Source organism: Flavobacterium movens, from assembly GCF_039581425.1.
In the GTDB taxonomy this organism is placed as follows: domain Bacteria; phylum Bacteroidota; class Bacteroidia; order Flavobacteriales; family Flavobacteriaceae; genus Flavobacterium; species Flavobacterium luteolum.
Genome location: NZ_JBCPXY010000007.1, coordinates 59,465 through 77,810, shown reverse-complemented (window position 1 = coordinate 77,810; position 18,346 = coordinate 59,465). Strand labels below are relative to the sequence as shown.

The following is an 18,346-nucleotide window of genomic DNA, read 5'->3' as shown; positions in this document are numbered from 1 at the left end:
TGAATTTGAAAAACATTCGTGGAAATTCGTGTAATTCGTGGCAAAAAGACGAAGTAGAAAATCTTTTTAATCCATTCAATCTGTGGCAAAAAAAAGAAAGAAAACAAAATGAAAAGTTTAAAAATAAATAATCGGTTTACTGCCGAATTACCAGCAGATCCAGATTTGACCAATGAAGTTCGTCAAGTTAAAAATACGTTGTTTTCATACGTAAATCCGACAAAACCCTCACATCCAAAATTGATTCATGCCTCTGAAGAAGTTGCTGCATTAGTTGGCATTTCTAAAGATGAAATTCAATCAGAAGAATTTCTTAATGTATTTTCTGGAAAAGAGATTTTTCCAGAAACAAACCCGTTTGCCATGTGTTATGCCGGGCATCAATTCGGAAATTGGGCTGGACAATTAGGAGATGGACGTGCCATTAACTTAACAGAAGTTGAGAATAACGGTGAATTTTATACATTACAGTTAAAAGGAGCAGGAAAAACTCCCTATTCTAGAACTGCAGATGGTTTGGCTGTTTTGCGTTCTTCGATACGAGAATATTTATGTGCCGAAGCAATGTACAATTTGGGCGTTCCTACTACCCGATCGCTTTCGCTTATTCTATCTGGAGATCAGGTTTTACGAGATATTTTATATAACGGGAATCCTGCTTATGAAAAAGGTGCTATAGTTTGTCGCGTAGCTCCCTCTTTCATTCGTTTTGGAAGTTATGAGATGCTTACTGCCAGAAATGAACTGAAAAATCTGAAACAATTTGTCGAATTTACAATTAAGCATTATTTCCCTGAAATTACTGGAGAACCAAAAGAGCAATATTTGCAGTTTTTCCAGAAAGTTGCTGACACAATTCGTGAAATGATTTTGCATTGGCAACGCGTCGGATTTGTTCATGGTGTCATGAATACTGATAATATGTCTATTCATGGAATCACAATTGATTATGGCCCATATGGCTGGCTTGAAAACTATGATCCAAACTGGACACCAAACACAACTGACAGTCAAAATAGAAGATATCGTTTCGGAAATCAGCCTCAAGTGGCACAATGGAATTTATTTCAATTGGCAAATGCACTTTATCCTTTAATTAATGAAGCAGCGCCTTTGGAGAAAATCTTAGATACGTTTATAACTGATTTTGAAAGTGACTACAAAACAATGTTTTTAAGCAAATTAGGATTATTTACTTCAAGTGAAACTGATGATAAAATAATCAAAGGTTTAGAAGAAATTTTACAGTTATCAGAAACCGATATGACTATCTTTTTTAGAAATCTTAGTAAAATTAAAAATGAGGATTCTGTAGAACAAGCATTCGAAAAAATAGAATACGCATTTTACATTCCAGAAGAAATAAAAGAAAACATTCTGGATGCTTGGCAAAAATGGTTTACTGTTTACTTGAAAAGATTAAATGCAGAAGAACTTACGGATGATGAACGTTCAGAAAAAATGAATAAAATTAATCCTAAGTATGTATTACGAAATTACATGGCACAATTGGCCATTGATGCCGCAGATAAAGAGGATTATTCATTAGTTGATGAATTATTCCAGCTTCTGAAAAATCCATATGATGAACAGCCAGAATCTGAAAAATGGTTTGCAAAACGTCCAGACTGGGCAAGAACAAAAGTTGGCTGTTCAATGTTGTCTTGTAGTTCTTAAAAGTTTTTTGCCACAGATTAAAAAGATTCTAATGATTAATCCTAAAAATCCTTTTAATCTGTGGCATTTTTTTATTTCGTAGTAATGTGATCTACAATCAAATTAGCATGAATTCTAGAGTTTTCTATAAACCATTTATGGGTCTGCATTCCGCCACAAACTACTCCAGCAAGAAATAAACCTTCTACATTAGTTTCCATCGTTTCCGGATTGTAAACAGGAATTTTCAGTTCATCATCAGAAAGTTGGATTCCAATTTTTTCTAGAAAATTTAGATCCGGTTTGTAGCCTGTTAGTGCCAGAACAAAATCATTTTCAATTGTAATTTTACCATTTGAGGTTAGAATTTCCACTTCATTTTCCCTGATTTCCGTAATATTTGATTCAAAATAAGCTTTAATACTTCCTTCGGCAATACGATTTTCAATATCTGGTTTTACCCAATATTTTACGCGACTATTAATTTCGTTTTTACGAATTACCATCGTTACCTCCGCTCCTTTTCTCCAGCATTCCAAAGCTGCGTCTACAGACGAATTATTAGCGCCTACTACCAAAACTTTTCTAAAAGCATACTCATGTGCTTCCTTATAATAATGGCGAACTTTTGCAAGGTTTTCCCCTAAAACATTCATTTGAATAGGAATATCATAGAAACCAGTTGCGATTATAACATTCTTAGATTCGTAATTTTGCTTATCAGTTGCTATCTTAAAAATGCCTTCATTTTTCTGTACATCAAGTACTTTTTCAAATAAATTGATATTGAATTTAAAGTAACGGTGAATATTTCGAAAATACTCCAAAGCTTCCTGACGTCCTGGTTTTGGTGCCAGGCAGTTAAATGGAATTTCGCCAATTTCCAATCTTTCTGCGGTAGAGAAAAAGGTCATATAGAGCGGATAATTAAAAATACTATTAACGATCGCTCCCTTTTCTATAATTACATATTTTAATTTTTTCTTTTCGGCTTCTATTGCACAAGCAAGACCAATTGGTCCACCGCCTACAATAACAAGGTCATATATTGATTCTGTCATTTTTATTTCTGCCAGTCTTTAAAAGGATTTTTACTCAAATAAGCATTATAATATCTCTCGTCGTTAGTAACTTCTTCACCTAGCCAATCCGGTTTTTCAAAAACTTCATCTTCAGAATTTAATTCAATTTCGGCCATTACTAGACCTTCATTTTCGCCATAAAATTCGTCAACTTCAAATATATGGTTGCCCAGTCTTATTTCATAACGTGTCTTCTCAATCTTACCCTTTTCGCACAATTTTAATAACTCTTGCGCTTCATCTAACGGAATTTCATTTTCCCATTCAAAACGAGACATACCACTACTGTGGCTTATTCCTTTTATAGTTATAAAGCCCTTTTCTCCTTTAATTCTAACCCTAACGGTACGCTCTGGCGCAGAACTCAAATAGCCCTGAGCAATTTTATTCTGAGTAAAAGCTTGCTTCTTGAAGTCTTCAGATTTCACAAGAAACTTTCTTTCTATTTCGATCATCTTAAATGCAGATTATTTTTTTATGCAAGTTACTCATTTTAATCAAGCCTTTGGAAGTATAAAAAATGAAAAATAAGTTAATTTATTCTGTTTTATTTCAAAGTAATAACATCAAAATAATTGATTATTAACATGTTATAACTTTTATTTTAATTAAATTTGATAGAATCTTAATACGAAATATATGTCTAAAAAAGCACTTTATTTGTTAGGCATTGCAATAACCATCATTTTGGGTACTTTTTTATATCTGAAATTTTGTTGCAATTGCTGTGAGAAAACCACAACGGACATTGCTCCAAAAACAGTGGCCACTACTGTTGCAGAGCCGAATTTTGTTCCGTTTGTATTAAATGGTCCCGGAATTAATTATCAGACAAATGATAATTTAAAGTTCCTTAAAAACAGTGCAAAGCTTATTATGCCTGTCAGTGATTCGGTCACAACTGGTGTTGATAACTTAAAGAAATTCTTAGAAGCAAATCCGAAACAGAAAATTACGATAACCGGTTATGCGACTTCAGACGAGACAAATTCGACGACTTTTGAAAATCTAGGTCTCGCAAGGGCAAATGATGTCAAGAATTACTTTGTTTCCAAGGGATTATTGGAAAATCAGTTTTCTACGAAAGGTACCATTATAGATAAATGGAAAATGAGTGGAGATACCCTTCTAGGACCTGCTGAATATTTATTTGAAGCTATAGATTCAACGGCTGCCCCAAATGATGAATGGAGTGCATTGAAAGCAAAAATAAACGCAGATCCGTTAATTCTCCATTTTAACACAAATAAATCTAGCGAGAAATTAAGTGCTGCGGAGAAACAAAAAGTTACTGATATTGCTAAATATGCAGAGAATGTAAAAGATGCTGTGATTGTGGTAATTGGACATTCTGACAATGTTGGAAACCGTGACTCAAACATTGTTTTAGCACAAAAAAGAGCCGATTTTTCAAAAGATTATCTTTCTAAAAACGGAATTGATAATACCAGAATTGAAACGCAATCTAAAGGTCCTGACGAACCTATAGGCGATAACAATACGGCGGACGGAAAGGCTGCAAATAGAAGAACTGTAATTACCATTAAATAATTAAAAATATACGATCATGAATATACCTTGTGTCTTAATACCTATTCTAGTAGGTTTAATCTGTGGAATCTTAGGTTATTTACTAGGAAAAATGAATTCGAGAAATGATGATTCACTTTCTGCTTCACTTCAAGCTGATTTAGATGCCTGCAAAGCCAATACACGAAACTTGAATGCAAGAATCGCTACACTAGAAGCTGATTTGGCCGCGAAAGCTAAAGCTTCTGTACAGTCTTTTGCTGCTCCTGCAACGATTCCTTTTGATGCTGCTTTGGCTGCAAATGTTTTAGGCAAGAAAGTTAAAGAGAATGACTTGAAAATTGTGGAGGGAATTGGCCCTAAAATTGAAGCATTATTTAATGCTGCTGGAATCAATACTTGGTATGAGCTTTCGCAAACAGCTACCGAAAAATTACAATCTATTCTAGACGCTGGAGGAGAAAATTACGCTATGCATAATCCTAGTACATGGGCAAGACAGGCTCTTATGGCTTATCAAGGCAAATGGCAGGATTTAAAAGAGTGGCAAGACAGTCTTTTAGGCGGAAAAGAGTAAAAGAAGGTTCAAAGGTGCATAGTTGCAAAGGAACAGAGGTTTTTCAATCTCTGTTTATATGAACGAACAAAAAAGACGTAAAGTTTTCATACTTTACGTCTTTTTTTATTTTATCAGTTTGTATGTTTTCTTAGAAAAAATCCGATTGCCATTCTAGGTTAGAATTGTACCAAAGTTTTCCATTTTTAACTTCAAGAGGACAATCTATATTATTAGTATATAATGCTCCAGTTCCTAAACCTTGTGGCATATCTGAATGCAAAGTATATGTCCATTGCGCAATAGCATTTAGTCCAATATTACTTTCTAATGCAGAAGTGATCCACCAGCCAATATTATATTTTTCAGCAAGCGTAATCCATTCTTGAGTGCCACGGAAACCACCAATAAAACTTGGTTTTAAAATGATGTATTGAGGCTTAATTTCCTGAAGCAATTTTTCTTTTTCTTCTAATGAAAATACACCAATTAGCTCTTCGTCTAAAGCAATTGGAAAAGGCGTCTGCTCACACAGTTTAGCCATTTCTGAAACATTTCCTTTTTTAATTGGCTGTTCAATACTATGAAGCTGAAATTGATTCAATTGATTTAACTTATCTAAAGCTTCAGTTAAAGAAAAAGCGCCATTAGCATCTACTCTTATTTCTATTTCTTCTGCTGAAAAATGGCTTCTTATAAATTGCAATAATTCTAATTCTTTACTGAAATCAATAGCGCCAATTTTAAGTTTTATGCAATCAAAACCATCAGCTAATTTTTCTTCAATCTGCTGTTTCATGAAAGCTGCTTCACCCATCCAAACCAGCCCATTAATAGGAATTGAAGCTGTATTTTTTGTGAAATCAGAAGAAAATAGAATAAATGGATTTTCACTTTTAAGAGACAAAAAAGCCATTTCTATTCCAAATTGTATAGAAGGAAATTCTAATAAAGCATTCCAAAGTGCTGTTTCTCCTAAATGTATATTATCGCAAACCCATTTTAGTTTTTCTTCATAATCTTCGCGATCGTCTGCGCTTAAACCACGAAGTATACCACACTCTCCTATTCCTTTTCTGCCATTTTCTTCTAGAGTTATAAACCAAGTTTCTTTTTCGGTCATAATGCCTCTAGAAGTTCCTGACGGACGTTTAAAATCTAGTAAATATTTACTGTACGATGCTTTCATTTTTAAAGGTGCTAAGATGCTAAGGTACTGAGGTCCTAAGTTTAAAAAAAACTAGCTTTAAGAAGCATTACATTTCTAAACAACTTAGTTTTTTTTCCTTAATTATATAATTTTAAGATTCTTTCAAAATCTTTTGAAGGTAAACCTGCTTTTTCAAAAGCTTGAAAATCAAGTTTTGTTTTTGCAATCCAGCTTAAACTGTCTGTTACATTTTGAGTCTGATATTTTTTGTAAATCGCTTTGGCAGCGCTATAGTCATCGCTTACTAAATAAGTATGTGCCAGATTCAATTTGACTAATAATTCTGTATCATCCAATTTTTCGCCCTCTTGAAGTACTTTTAATGCTTTTGCATATTGTTTTGTCAAAATGTAACAATAGCCCAACCAGCTGTAATCTAATGCAGTTGCTTTTCCTTCGTTTACAATTGTATTTAATTTCGGAATTGCTTCGTTATATTTTTGGGCTTTGATTAAAGAAGCTGTTTGCGCTCTTAAATCATTAAATACATTCTTAGAAATATCAGCATCTTTATAACAGCTGTTTCCAAAATCTTTGTAGACTTTTGTTTTTTCGACAGCCAATAATTTTTGAAACTCATCATAACGATATTGTTTCATGATTTTATTTAAGATACAAACGCAAAAATCATCTGAATTGGCCATTTTTTGTGCCATTGTAGAAGTTTTGCATAAGCTTATAATTTCATTTTTATTGTCTTGATTCCAACCGCGATTTAATTTTGTGTCAACCCAAGGCACTACTTCTAGAACTACTTTCTGACTTAGAAGCCAGTTCTTGCTTTCAAAACCGAACCAGATTGTACCAATGTTTTCTTTTAAACAAGACGATTTATTGACAGATAATCTTTTGGCGTCTTTGCTGACAGGTTCTGCTTGAGAATAGCAAGCTTTGTCAATTTTACCGTCTGCAACGTATTTTTTTGCATTTTCATTGGATGTAAAAATCGAATAAGTACATTCGTCATCACCGGAAATTTTGGACATCAAGAAAACAGCACCTGCTGAACCTTGACTAACTCCCGTTGGATCTGGAATTGCTTTTAATAAGGAAACCAAACTATTGGCCATTTCCTGATTTTTATCTAAAAGTGTGATTCTATATACAATTTCTGTAGTTCCAACTGGTAAATCTTCTGTTGGTATAGAAATTCTATCGCGTGCGGGAACCATGATTTCTTTGGTTGTTGCACGTTCTTTATCCCAATAACCGTCTTTTTGTGCAAAAGCGTTATAGGAAGTTGCGATAAATAGTAATAAAAGGATTTGTTTGAAAGTTGTATTTTGTGATGATGCTTTAATTGCCACAGATTTCACAGATTAAAATGATTTTTATTTTAAAAAACTTTAATTCAATTAACATAGATTATGCCAAATAACTTTCTTATGGAATTGAGTGCCCTAGCCCCGATAGAGGCGGTATCTCCCGATTTAGAAAAACAAGGCTTTTTCAGCCGTAGTTTTTGTTAATCGGGAATTTAGCCGAAAGCGGGATTAGCTTCTTATAATTCAATAGAATCTCCTATTGGTAAAAGCATTAAATCTTTTCCTTTATCGAAGAATTTACGAATTGCTTCTTCATGATTGATCTCGATATAGCCAAAAGTGTCATAGTGATATCCTAAAACTTTGTCGCATTCTACAAAATCTGAAGCAATAATAGCGTCTTCAACATCCATTGTAAAATTGTTTCCGATTGGAAGAATAACTAAATCTAGTTTTGTGCGAAGCGGAATCAATTTCATATCGTAAGTCAAAGCTGTGTCTCCAGCGATATAGATATTTTTATGTTCGCCTTCAATTACAAAACCTCCAGGATTTCCTCCATAAGAACCGTCAGGAAAACTGCTTGAGTGAATTGCATTTACATATTTTACTTTTCCGAAATCAAATTTCCAGCTTCCTCCGTGATTCATTGGATGCGAATTGAATCCTTTTTTTGCATAATGGCTTGCAATTTCTGCATTTGAAACAATAACTGCATTGGTGTTTTTTGCAATAGCTTCAACATCCAAAACGTGATCAGCATGCGCATGTGTCAATAAAATATAATCTGCTTTGATCGTACTTAGATTGATTGCAGCAGCTTGTGGATTTCCGGTAATAAATGGGTCTACAATAATGTATTTTCCTCCTACTTCAATTCCTAATGAAGCGTGTCCGTAGTATGTAATTTTCATTTTGTCACTTTTTAAGTTAAACATTGTTTTATCTTCCTCCTAAAAAGAGGTTTACAATAATGTCTGAAATCAAAGAAATCATGCATACTGTAAGTAATATAGAAAGTAAGAATGTGCTTAATGCAAGTTTTTTTAATTCTGGATCTAATAATTTTGGATCTTGATTTTTGTAAACTGTGATTAAATGTTTTGTTAATGGAATATAAGCCAATAAAAACAAATATTGGTCAAAGTTATAATCGCTTAAGACAGCAAATGCAACAACCAAAATCATTGCAGTAATAATTAAGAAAAAGTGATATTTTTTGGCATTTTGAGCTCCAATCTGTACCACGATTGTGTTTTTTCCAGATTTTTTATCAGATTCTTGATCGCGCATATTGTTTAGGTTTAAAACTCCAACGCTCAACAATCCGATGGCAACAGCTGGAAGAATTAAAAGCGGATCTACTTCTTTTGCGTATAAAAAGTTCACACCTAAAGTGCTTACTAATCCGAAGAAAATAAAAACGAATAAATCTCCTAATCCTCTATAACCGTAAGCAGAATTACCTACTGTGTAACGAATTGCAGAAATAATAGCAGCGATGCCTAACAGAAGAAAAAAGATAGAATAACCGAAATTATCCTTTCCAAAAGCAAAATAGATCAGGATAATAGCAGATAATAAAGTCAAAAAAGAAGTAATAATAATCGCTTTTTTCATTGCCTGAGGCGTAATAACCCCACTCTGAATAGCGCGTTGCGGCCCAACTCGATCTGCATTATCAGTACCTTTTACTCCATCTCCATAATCGTTTGCAAAATTGGATAAAACCTGTAATCCTAATGTTGTCAATAAGGCAAAACCAAAAACTTTCCAGCTGAATACTTCTGTTGGAGTGTTAATAGTTTCTGTTGGATTTGACAAAGCATAAATGCTTCCAACTATAATTCCGGAAACTGATAAAGGTAATGTGCGTAATCTCGCGGCTTCAATCCAATGTTTCATTATTTGTTTTGTTTGTTTAGTTTCAGGTTTCAAGTTTCAGGTTCTTAACTTGAAACCTGAAACTTGAAACTATTTTATAACTTATTTACGGTAACCACTTATTTTCGCCAAAGTTTGGTTTTCTTTTTTCTAAGAAAGCGTTTCTTCCTTCTTTTGCCTCTTCGGTCATATAAGCCAAACGAGTTGCTTCTCCTGCAAAAACTTGCTGTCCGACCATTCCGTCATCTGTTAAGTTCATTGCAAATTTTAGCATTTTTATAGAAGTTGGTGATTTTTGAAGAATTTCTTGAGCCCATTCATAAGCAGTTGCTTCTAGTTCGTCATGCGGAATTACAGCATTTACCATTCCCATTTCAAAAGCTTCTTGTGCAGAGTAATTTCTACCTAAAAAGAAGATTTCACGTGCTTTTTTTTGTCCGACCATTTTGGCCAAATAAGCAGATCCGTAACCGCCATCAAAACTAGTTACATCGGCATCTGTTTGTTTAAAAATAGCATGTTCTTTACTTGCAAGTGTCATATCACACACTACGTGTAAGCTATGTCCACCACCTACAGCCCATCCAGGAACTACTGCAATAACAACTTTTGGCATAAAACGAATTAAACGCTGCACTTCTAAAATGTTTAAACGGTGCTGTCCATCATCTCCAACATATCCTTGGTGTCCACGTGCATTTTGATCACCGCCACTGCAAAAAGAATAAACTCCATCTTTTGTAGAAGGTCCTTCAGCTGAAAGTAAAACTACACCAATTGAAGTGTCTTCTTGAGCATCATAAAAAGCTTGGTATAATTCTGAAGTAGTTTTAGGTCGGAAAGCATTTCTAACATTTGGTCTGTTAAATGCTATTCTTGCTACTCCATTGCATTTTTTATAAGTTATATCTTCAAATTCTCTGGCTGTAATCCAATCCATTTTGATTTTTTGTTTTAATAATTATACGGTAAAAATAAAGCATTTTTACTATTTTACCTACTCAATCCGTCTTAAGTCTTTACTAAATTGACGTGCAATGTTAACAATTGGTATTTACTTACAAAAAATAACATTTTTTAACATTAGTTTAGAAAAATAATAATTAATTTTACAGCCTAGAAATCAATGAGATACAAAAATTTCAAAGATTTCAGATTGATTTTCTTTCACTGATTTATTAACCTAAAAAATGATTTTTTTGAGAAAATTTAAAAAATTTGTCGCTCATTTTTTTAGGGTTTTAAGTAACAAACCTCAATTAAAAGAGCAAATGATTTATGTGTTTGTCGAAACTTCAAAAAGAAAAAAGTAACACCTAAGGTTAAATGTTAGAATTGTATCTATAGTTAGTATAGGAATGATAACGATAAAAGAAGAAAAAAGTACTAATTCATACTTTCTAAAAGTTATTTTATAAAACCAATGGATTAGCCGTGAAATTCTTTTTTTGCTGTTAAGATAGGTACTTCAAATCATTTAAAAGACATACCATCAATGGGATAATTTCTAAAATTCGTAAAGTTATTGTTCTGAGATGGACTCGAATTATTTTATTTCTGTTTTTTTTTAATTACAATTTTTTTTAAAACTGAATAAAAAGCGAAAGGCTGCTTGTAATGAGCAGCCTTTTGTGTTATAATAATTTTGCTGACGCAAAATAAGTTCCAAAAAATAAAAATTCCAATGCATTTCGTTGAATCAGTCTTGGAGTTTGGATTTTAAAATATTAGGATTTTTAGGTTTTTATTCTTTTACCAGATAAATTCCATCGTCTTTTATTTCGATCAATTTTTCTTTATACAGAGATCCAATCGCTTTTTTAAATGATTTTTTACTCATTTTTAAAACTGTCTTAATATCTTCTGGATGAGAGTTGTCATTTAATCTAAGAAAGCCTCTGCTGGCTCTTAGCTCATTAAGAATTTTCTCTGCATTTGGTTCTATACTTTCAACGCCTTGCGGCTGAAGCGCAACATCAATTTTGTTATCAGGACGAATGGTTTTGATATAACCGCGCATTCTATCGCCAGTTCTTATTGAATCGTCGTAAACTTCATCTTTATACAAAAGTCCTTTATGCTGCTCGTTTATAATAACATTGATTCCCATATCGGTAATATGAGAAACAATTAAGTCAACTTCTTCGCCTTTTTCAACTGTTAGATTGTCGTTGCTTAAAAACTGATTCGTTTTACTTGATGCCACAAGACGATTGGTTTGTTTATCCATGTATAAATAAACCAAGTAGCGTTTTCCTTTTTCCATTGGACGCGCTTGTTCTTTGAATGGAACCAGAATATCTTTCTCCATTCCCCAATCCATAAAAGCACCCACATTATTGATATAATTTACTCTTAAAAGTGCAAATTCATTCAATAAAATATAAGGCACCAACGTCGTTGCCACAGGTCTCTGTTCGTGATCAAGATAAACAAAAACGATTAGTTCTTCTCCAATTTCAAATACTTTAGGTACATATTTATTGGGAAGCAAAACATCGTGAATTCCTTCTGGGTCTTTTTCAGGATTTCCTAAAAACAAACCTACTTTGGTATCACGTAATATAGTTAGAGTATTGTATTTTCCTATTTCTAGCATTTTAATAAATTTCTAAGCAGCCGAACTGCTAAGTTTCTGAGGCGCAAAGGTACGAAGTTTGGCGCGCTACAGAGAATTTAATTTAACAAATCTTACTTTATAGAGAAAACAAAAAAAATCCTTTTCAATAGAATATCAAAAAGGATTGTAGTTTTTAGATTAAATGTTTGAAATACTGCTTTAAAATCACATCGTTTTGAGCAGTCGGTGTAAAAATTTCCAGAATTCCGGGTGTATCATCTGAATTATATAATTCTCGCAAAGCATTTTCTAATGAATCGCTATCATTTGCCGTGAAATAATTCAATTGATACATCTTTGCCAAATGTTCAGCTGTCAGTTGATGCGATGTTTCAAAATAAGTATTAAAAACAGGCTTTTCCTGATGCCCTGGTAAAATTCTAAAGATTCCTCCTCCACCATTATTGATTAGAATAATTTTGAAGTTTTTAGGAATATAGGAATTCCATAAAGCATTACTGTCATATAAAAAACTAATGTCTCCCGTTACAAAAACAGTTTGCTTTTGGTTTCCAACAGCTGCACCAATTGCAGTAGAAGTACTTCCGTCGATTCCACTTGTTCCTCGATTACAGAAAACTTCAATAGAATTATCTATATCAATCAATTGTGCGTAACGAATAGCAGAACTGTTACTGATCTGTAACATGCTATTTGTAGGCAATGATTCGATTACTTTTTCAAAAACTTTAAAATCCGAAAACTCTATTTTACTCAAATATTCTTTTCTTCTCTCTAATCTCGTTTGGTAAACCGTATCTACATTATTAAAATAATTACTTTTTACAAAAGATGTTTTTGAAAGCAGGTCTTTAAAGAAATCATTTGGTTTCATTTCAAAATGTTTTGTCAATGCTCCAAATGTATCATAAGCTCGTAAAGTATCAATATGCCAATGCTCTTTTGGTTTGTATTTTCGCAAAAAGCCTTTAATTCTTTTTGAGACAACCATTCCTCCAAAAGTTATTAAAACTTCAGGGTTAAATTTCTTAAAATCAAAATCATCAAAAGGCGTAATTAAAGTATCAATTGAATTAATAAAACTCTCATGATGAAGATTTGAAGTCGTTTCTGTAAGCACTACCACTGACGGATCTGAAGCTAAATTTTCAATAATTTCCTGATCAATACTATTAGCTTCATTAACTCCAACCAAAACCAATTTTCGTTTGGCATTATTCCAAACAGAAACAAATTCATCGCTGTTTTGTATAGTGCGAGGAAAATTTTCTGGATTTGGAACTGTGATTTTTGGTTTTACAGAAAGTTCTTCTGTGGTTTCATATAATGGTTCTTCGAAAGGTGCATTAATATGTACTGGACCTTTTTTAAGAATTGCTGTTTCAATTGCTAGATTGATTTTTAAATCATTTTCTTCTGATGCTTCTTCAGTTAAATTCGCATTAAAAACAGAATGATTAGCAAACACATTTTCTTGACGAATGGTTTGTCCGTCACCAATATCGATTTTACTTTGCGGACGATCGGCAGAAATTACTATTAATGGAATCTGGCTGTAAAATGCTTCAGCAAGAGCAGGATAATAGTTTAATAAAGCAGATCCTGAAGTACAAACAATAGCTGTCGGCTGTTTGGTCTGCTGTGCAATTCCTAAAGCAAAGAAAGCAGCACAACGTTCGTCTGCAATACTGTAACAAGTAAAGTTTGGATTTTGAGCAAATCCGATAGTTAACGGTGCATTTCTAGATCCTGGAGAAATTATGATATTAACAATGCCTTTGGCAGATAAAATTTCGATAATGCTTTGTGCAAGCGCTATTTTGGGGTAAATCATTACGGTCGCGTATTACTTTTTTAAAGAAAATCTTTTAGTCTGATTTTTCTTTATCTTGTTTACAAAGTTACAAACTTCACATTTGATTTATATTATAATTAGGAATATATTAAGGTTCTTTCTAGAAAAAGCGAATATATTTGTAAAATCGAATGATTAATAAAAGCCTTGCCTTATATGCGTTTCTTATTTATACTTTTTTTATCTGTTACTTTTCAAACTATTGCAGCACAAAATAAGTTTGTGCCTGTTGATGTTCCTTATAAAACAGCTTTAGAAAATGCAAAAAAAGAAGGAAAACCAGTTTTTGTAATGTTATATGCAGATTGGTGTCCGCATTGTAATTTAATGAAAACAGAAGTTTTAAGTGATCCAGCTATTATGGAATTTTTAAATAAAAATTTCATCTGCACTTATAAAAATATAGAAAAAGAGGAAGGAATCGCTTTAAAGAATCAATTTAATACAAAATCGCTTCCTACATTCTTATTTCTTGACAACAATGAAACGCTGATTTATGCGCTGAAAGGCGAAATGAAAAAGCCAGAATTTCTAAATGAATTAAATAATGCTTTAAAACCTCAAATGCAGTTGCCTCATTTAGAGAAACAGTTTCTTGCTGACCCTAGTAATTCTGATAAATTCTTTGCTTATCTGAACACTTTAAAAAAAGGAAAAGACAGAACAGAATTATCAATACCAACACATATTTATCTAAATACGCAAACTGACAAACAATTGGTAAGCGAATTAAACTGGCGTGTTATTGCAAATGGTGTAACCGATATTAAATCTAGAGAATTTCAGTATGTTATAAATCATCAGAAAGAATTTGCTGCTGTAGCTTCTCAAAGTCGTGTTGACAGAAAAATCGAAAGTATTGTAAATGAATTGCTTCGCCCTTTGGTTGATAATTTAGACACTATAAACTATTATAAACAAAGAGAAATTGCCAAATCTATTCGATTGCAAAAAACTGATTCGCTAGTTTTTAAATATGATTTAACTTTGGCAGAAAGAACTGAAAAATGGGATTTTTATAAAAAAGTTACGCTTGAAGATACTCAGAAATTAGTTTGGAACGATGCTAGCTTTTTGAAAGATATTGGAAATACTTATTTTAAGCATATTAAAGATAAGGAGAGTTTAAAAAAAGCTATTTTCTGGGTTGATCGCTCTTTAGAATTAAGCGATTCTTACGATGGAAATTTGCTTGAGGCCAAACTTTATAACAAAATAAAAGACAAAAAAAAAGCTTTAGAATATGCCAAAAATGCCAAAGCCATTGCAAAAGAAATGGACTGGAATTCTAAAGAAGCAGATACTCTATTAGCTGAATTAAACACCAAATAACCTGTAATAATAACCAATGAGCATTATTTTACGACCTGCAACGGCAAACGATTTACAAAAGATTCTAGAAATTGTAAATCATTCGATTTTACATACCACCGCAAATTACAGTTACGTAACCCAAACTTTAGAAGTTCAGACCAAATGGTTTGAAGATAAAAAAGCCAAAAATCTTCCTGTAATTGTCGCTGATTTAGATGGTGAAGTGGTTGGTTTTGGAAGTTATGGACAGTTTAGAGAAAAAATTGGCTATCAATACACTGTGGAGCATTCTGTATATGTTGTTGATAACATTATAGGAAAAGGAATTGGCTCAAAGCTTTTAACAGAATTAATTCGTTTAGCAAAAGAACAAGGATATCACGTAATGATCGGTGCGATTGATGCCGATAACGCAGGAAGTATCGCTTTTCACGAAAAATTCGGATTTGTAGCTACAGGAACAATTCGCGAAGTAGGCTATAAATTTGATCACTGGCTGGATTTGGTTTTTATGCAGCTTATTTTAGTTTAACCACAAAGTTCGCAAAGTATTTAAAACTCTGTTCCTTTGCTTCTTTCTACCTTTGAAACTAAAAAAAAGCTCAAATTTGAAATTTCAAATTTGAGCTTTTTTTTATGCTTTTTAGCTTTTAATCCAATTGATCACTTCAGGTTCTGTTACTAAAGTTTTTGGTTTAATTACTTTAACCAATTCCCCTTTTTCGTTGATTAGGTACTTTTGAAAATTCCATTCTACTTCAGAATCCTGTAAACCGTTTCTCGATTTCTCAGTTAAGAATTTATAAACTTCACACATATCGCTTCCCTTAACAGAAACCTTGTTCATCATAGGAAAAGTCACGCCATAATTCTGTTGGCAGAAAGTTTCAATTTCCTTAGCTGTTCCTGGTTCTTGAGATGCAAAGTTGTTTGCAGGGAATCCAACAATTACGAAACCTTTATCTTTATACTCTTTATAAACTGCTTCTAAATCTTTGTACTGAGGTGTTAAACCGCATTTTGAAGCAGTGTTGACAATCATGATTTTTTTGCCTTTTAAAGAAGCAAAGTCAAAAGTATCTCCAGATAGATCTTCTACTTTAAATTGATAAATAGTTTCTTTTGCCATGGTTTTATCTTTTTTAGATAATTTGTTTGAACTAGTTTGAGCATTTAATCCTGTTACAGATAAAAGAGCGGCTCCAAATAGTATAAATAGTACTTTTTTCATCTTATAATTTTTTATAAAATTAGCTAAAATCCGTTTCACAAAACTATTTTGGATCTTTAATTTTTGCCAATCAAAAGTTAAATAAAAAAATGAAGCCTAACGTTAATCAGACGTTAGGCTTCCCCCCATACAAACAAATCAAACCATGAATTAATTATTATGCAATCTTTTATAAATTATAGTTGATGACTCGGTTGTGTTCGAAAATTTCTTTCCCCCCAATATGTCAAATGGCTTTAAAAAAATCTTTTAATGGCTTGTATTGATGTAAATTTAAATCCTAAAATATCCGAAGACATATTAAAAAAATCTTCGACCTGGAAGTCCGAGTACATCAACTATATAATATTTTCTCTTTTCTTATTTCTAATGAATTCTTACTAATTATTAATAAGCACGGTATTCTTTTGTGCATCGTGACAAAGCATCTCCTAAAAAATCCTTTTTAGTAAAAACAGATAATGCCAAAACTGTTGTTAATCCCACTATTAATATTTTGACTATTATTTTGCTATCCATAGATTTTTAATAATATTTTAACAACAGCTTTTTATGTTTTTGGTCACTTTGTCTAAGATCTTTCTGACCTTATTAAAAACATTTACGTAATTGGATTGTTTTTGGTTTTAAAAAAATGAAAAAAATATGCTTTTTTTTTCTGAACCCTTTATTTTCTTAGGTTTTGGACTATTAAAAAAAAATAAAAAAATGAAGAAAAAATAAATTAACTTTATGACAGGTTAACATATAATGTTTTATTTTTTAATGTTTAAACTTAAAAATCCAAATCTATGAGTCAAGAAGAACTGTTAGTTTTAATTTACAAAAAAGACGAAAAAGCTTTTACGCATTTGTACGATATGTACTCAAAAAGCCTATTTTCTGTCATTCATGTCTTAATCAAAAATCGAGAAGAAGCTGAAGATGTTCTTCAGGATGTTTTTGTCAAAATCTGGAAAAACATCGACACTTACAATGAAAGCAAAGGACGATTTTATACTTGGATACTTAATATCGCCCGAAACACTTCAATCGATAAACTTCGTTCTAAAGACTATAACAACAGCCAAAAAAACCTTTCATCAGATAATTTCGTAAATCTCTTAGACGAGAGCAATAAATTGAGTCATAAACTTGATGCAATTGGAATTCAGGAGTTTGTAAAAAAACTAAAACCAAAATGTATCGAAATAATCAATTTATTATTCTTTAAAGGATACACCCAGCAAGAAGCTTCAGAAGAATTGGCAATGCCACTGGGGACTATCAAAACTCAAAACAGAAACTGTATTAACGATTTACGTAATTATTTGAAGATATAATGGAAGCACAAGAATATATAGAATCAGGAATTTTAGAGCTGTATGTTTACGGTCTATTAAGTGAAAAAGAAAATCTCGAAATTGCCGAAATGGCAAAAAAGAACCCAGAAATGGATCAGGAAATTATCTCGATAGAAAAGGCTGTCATCGCGCTTTCTTCTAGCTTCTCTCCTTTCCATTCTGTAGAGAATTTCGAAAAAATTAAAGCTCGTCTTGAACTTAAACACGGAAAAGTAGTCGACATGAAACCAGCATCAAACTGGTCACAATATGTTGGTTGGGCCGCAGCAGTGCTGTTGCTTTTAGGTTTAGGATATCAGACTTTAGAATTGACAAAAACAAAAGAAGCGATTTCTACTGTTGGAAATGAAAAGAACAAAATTCAGCGCGAATATGCCTTCTTAGATCAGCAGAATAAACAAACCGAGAAAAACTTGAGTATCGTAAGAGATATTAAAAATACAGGTGTAACTCTTGGCGGACAGGCTGTTTCTCCTGCTTCTTTTGCAAAAGTATATTGGAATAAACAGACTAAAACCACTTATATCGATGCGGCAGGTTTGCCAACTCCTCCAAAAGGAATGGTTTATCAGGTTTGGTCTTTAAAGTTAAGTCCTGTTCTTACGCCAACAAGTATTGGTTTATTGGATAATTTTGAAGGAAATAAACAAAAAATCTTTGCTGTAGAACAAACGGATTCTGCAGAAGCTTTCGGAATTACTTTGGAGCCAGCCGGCGGAAGTCCAACTCCAACAATGGAACAGCTTTATACTTTAGGAAAAGTTTAAAATTAATCTTTTATAAAAAGCTAAAACGCATATTCTCTGTAATATGCGTTTTTTTATTATATTTAATTTACC

Annotated in this window: 18 protein-coding genes; 7 read left to right on the top strand and 11 right to left on the bottom strand. The window is 32.6% G+C overall.

Annotation, left to right across the window (positions count from 1 at the left end):
- Positions 1-108: 108 nt before the first annotated feature.
- Positions 109-1,677, top strand: a complete 1,569-nt coding sequence (locus AAYQ05_RS13795; RefSeq protein ID WP_343544058.1) for a protein adenylyltransferase SelO — start codon at positions 109-111, stop codon at positions 1,675-1,677.
- Between the two features lie 71 nt (positions 1,678-1,748).
- On the opposite strand, the gene AAYQ05_RS13790 is transcribed toward AAYQ05_RS13795, so the two are convergent.
- The gene (locus tag AAYQ05_RS13790) at positions 1,749-2,717 is read right to left on the bottom strand and encodes a YpdA family putative bacillithiol disulfide reductase (protein ID WP_343544057.1); all 969 of its coding nucleotides are present in this window, start codon (positions 2,715-2,717) and stop codon (positions 1,749-1,751) included.
- 2 nt (positions 2,718-2,719) lie between these two features.
- Positions 2,720-3,193 carry a CYTH domain-containing protein gene (locus AAYQ05_RS13785; RefSeq protein WP_343544056.1) on the bottom strand — a complete coding sequence of 158 codons (474 nt, stop codon included), beginning with the start codon at positions 3,191-3,193 and terminating at the stop codon, positions 2,720-2,722.
- A gap of 184 nt (positions 3,194-3,377) precedes the next feature.
- Between AAYQ05_RS13785 and AAYQ05_RS13780 the strand changes: the two genes are divergently transcribed.
- Complete coding sequence (locus AAYQ05_RS13780; protein WP_343544055.1) at positions 3,378-4,289, top strand: OmpA family protein; 912 nt, start codon at positions 3,378-3,380, stop codon at positions 4,287-4,289.
- Between the two features lie 16 nt (positions 4,290-4,305).
- Positions 4,306-4,845, top strand: coding sequence for a hypothetical protein (locus AAYQ05_RS13775; RefSeq protein ID WP_343544054.1), 540 nt, complete (start codon positions 4,306-4,308; stop codon positions 4,843-4,845).
- Between the two features lie 130 nt (positions 4,846-4,975).
- On the opposite strand, the gene menC is transcribed toward AAYQ05_RS13775, so the two are convergent.
- The 7 genes from menC to menD all read right to left on the bottom strand — a co-directional run bounded on the left by menC (position 4,976) and on the right by menD (position 13,598).
- Positions 4,976-6,013 (bottom strand): o-succinylbenzoate synthase, encoded by a 1,038-nt coding sequence (gene menC, locus AAYQ05_RS13770; RefSeq protein ID WP_343544053.1) that lies wholly within the window; start codon positions 6,011-6,013, stop codon positions 4,976-4,978.
- Between the two features lie 98 nt (positions 6,014-6,111).
- Positions 6,112-7,350, bottom strand: coding sequence for a tetratricopeptide repeat protein (locus AAYQ05_RS13765; protein WP_343544052.1), 1,239 nt, complete (start codon positions 7,348-7,350; stop codon positions 6,112-6,114).
- Between the two features lie 185 nt (positions 7,351-7,535).
- Complete coding sequence (locus AAYQ05_RS13760; protein WP_343544051.1) at positions 7,536-8,213, bottom strand: metal-dependent hydrolase; 678 nt, start codon at positions 8,211-8,213, stop codon at positions 7,536-7,538.
- A gap of 28 nt (positions 8,214-8,241) precedes the next feature.
- On the bottom strand, positions 8,242-9,204 hold the full coding sequence (menA, locus tag AAYQ05_RS13755; protein ID WP_343544050.1) for a 1,4-dihydroxy-2-naphthoate octaprenyltransferase: 963 nt from the start codon (positions 9,202-9,204) through the stop codon (positions 8,242-8,244).
- A gap of 85 nt (positions 9,205-9,289) precedes the next feature.
- Positions 9,290-10,123, bottom strand: a complete 834-nt coding sequence (locus AAYQ05_RS13750) for a 1,4-dihydroxy-2-naphthoyl-CoA synthase (protein ID WP_012024845.1) — start codon at positions 10,121-10,123, stop codon at positions 9,290-9,292.
- A gap of 804 nt (positions 10,124-10,927) precedes the next feature.
- Positions 10,928-11,782 (bottom strand): CvfB family protein, encoded by an 855-nt coding sequence (locus AAYQ05_RS13745; RefSeq protein ID WP_343544049.1) that lies wholly within the window; start codon positions 11,780-11,782, stop codon positions 10,928-10,930.
- Between the two features lie 154 nt (positions 11,783-11,936).
- Complete coding sequence (gene menD, locus AAYQ05_RS13740; RefSeq protein ID WP_343544048.1) at positions 11,937-13,598, bottom strand: 2-succinyl-5-enolpyruvyl-6-hydroxy-3-cyclohexene-1-carboxylic-acid synthase; 1,662 nt, start codon at positions 13,596-13,598, stop codon at positions 11,937-11,939.
- 177 nt (positions 13,599-13,775) lie between these two features.
- Here menD and AAYQ05_RS13735 point away from each other — a divergent pair, with 177 nt between their 5' ends.
- Together AAYQ05_RS13735 and AAYQ05_RS13730 are read left to right on the top strand one after the other, a co-directional pair.
- On the top strand, positions 13,776-14,951 hold the full coding sequence (locus AAYQ05_RS13735) for a thioredoxin family protein (protein ID WP_343544047.1): 1,176 nt from the start codon (positions 13,776-13,778) through the stop codon (positions 14,949-14,951).
- A gap of 16 nt (positions 14,952-14,967) precedes the next feature.
- The gene (locus AAYQ05_RS13730) at positions 14,968-15,465 is read left to right on the top strand and encodes a GNAT family N-acetyltransferase (protein ID WP_343544046.1); all 498 of its coding nucleotides are present in this window, start codon (positions 14,968-14,970) and stop codon (positions 15,463-15,465) included.
- 111 nt (positions 15,466-15,576) lie between these two features.
- Here AAYQ05_RS13730 and AAYQ05_RS13725 read toward each other — a convergent pair whose 3' ends face one another.
- Both AAYQ05_RS13725 and AAYQ05_RS13720 read right to left on the bottom strand, forming a co-directional pair.
- Positions 15,577-16,164, bottom strand: a complete 588-nt coding sequence (locus AAYQ05_RS13725; RefSeq protein ID WP_281632671.1) for a glutathione peroxidase — start codon at positions 16,162-16,164, stop codon at positions 15,577-15,579.
- Positions 16,165-16,551: 387 nt separating this feature from the next.
- Complete coding sequence (locus tag AAYQ05_RS13720; protein ID WP_343544045.1) at positions 16,552-16,683, bottom strand: hypothetical protein; 132 nt, start codon at positions 16,681-16,683, stop codon at positions 16,552-16,554.
- Between the two features lie 272 nt (positions 16,684-16,955).
- Here AAYQ05_RS13720 and AAYQ05_RS13715 point away from each other — a divergent pair, with 272 nt between their 5' ends.
- Both AAYQ05_RS13715 and AAYQ05_RS13710 read left to right on the top strand, forming a co-directional pair.
- Positions 16,956-17,486 carry an RNA polymerase sigma factor gene (locus tag AAYQ05_RS13715; protein ID WP_343544044.1) on the top strand — a complete coding sequence of 177 codons (531 nt, stop codon included), beginning with the start codon at positions 16,956-16,958 and terminating at the stop codon, positions 17,484-17,486.
- Entirely contained in the window at positions 17,486-18,274 is a 789-nt protein-coding gene (locus AAYQ05_RS13710; protein WP_343544043.1) for an anti-sigma factor, read from the top strand. The genes AAYQ05_RS13715 and AAYQ05_RS13710 overlap by 1 nt, the downstream gene beginning before the upstream one ends.
- Positions 18,275-18,346 lie beyond the last annotated feature (72 nt).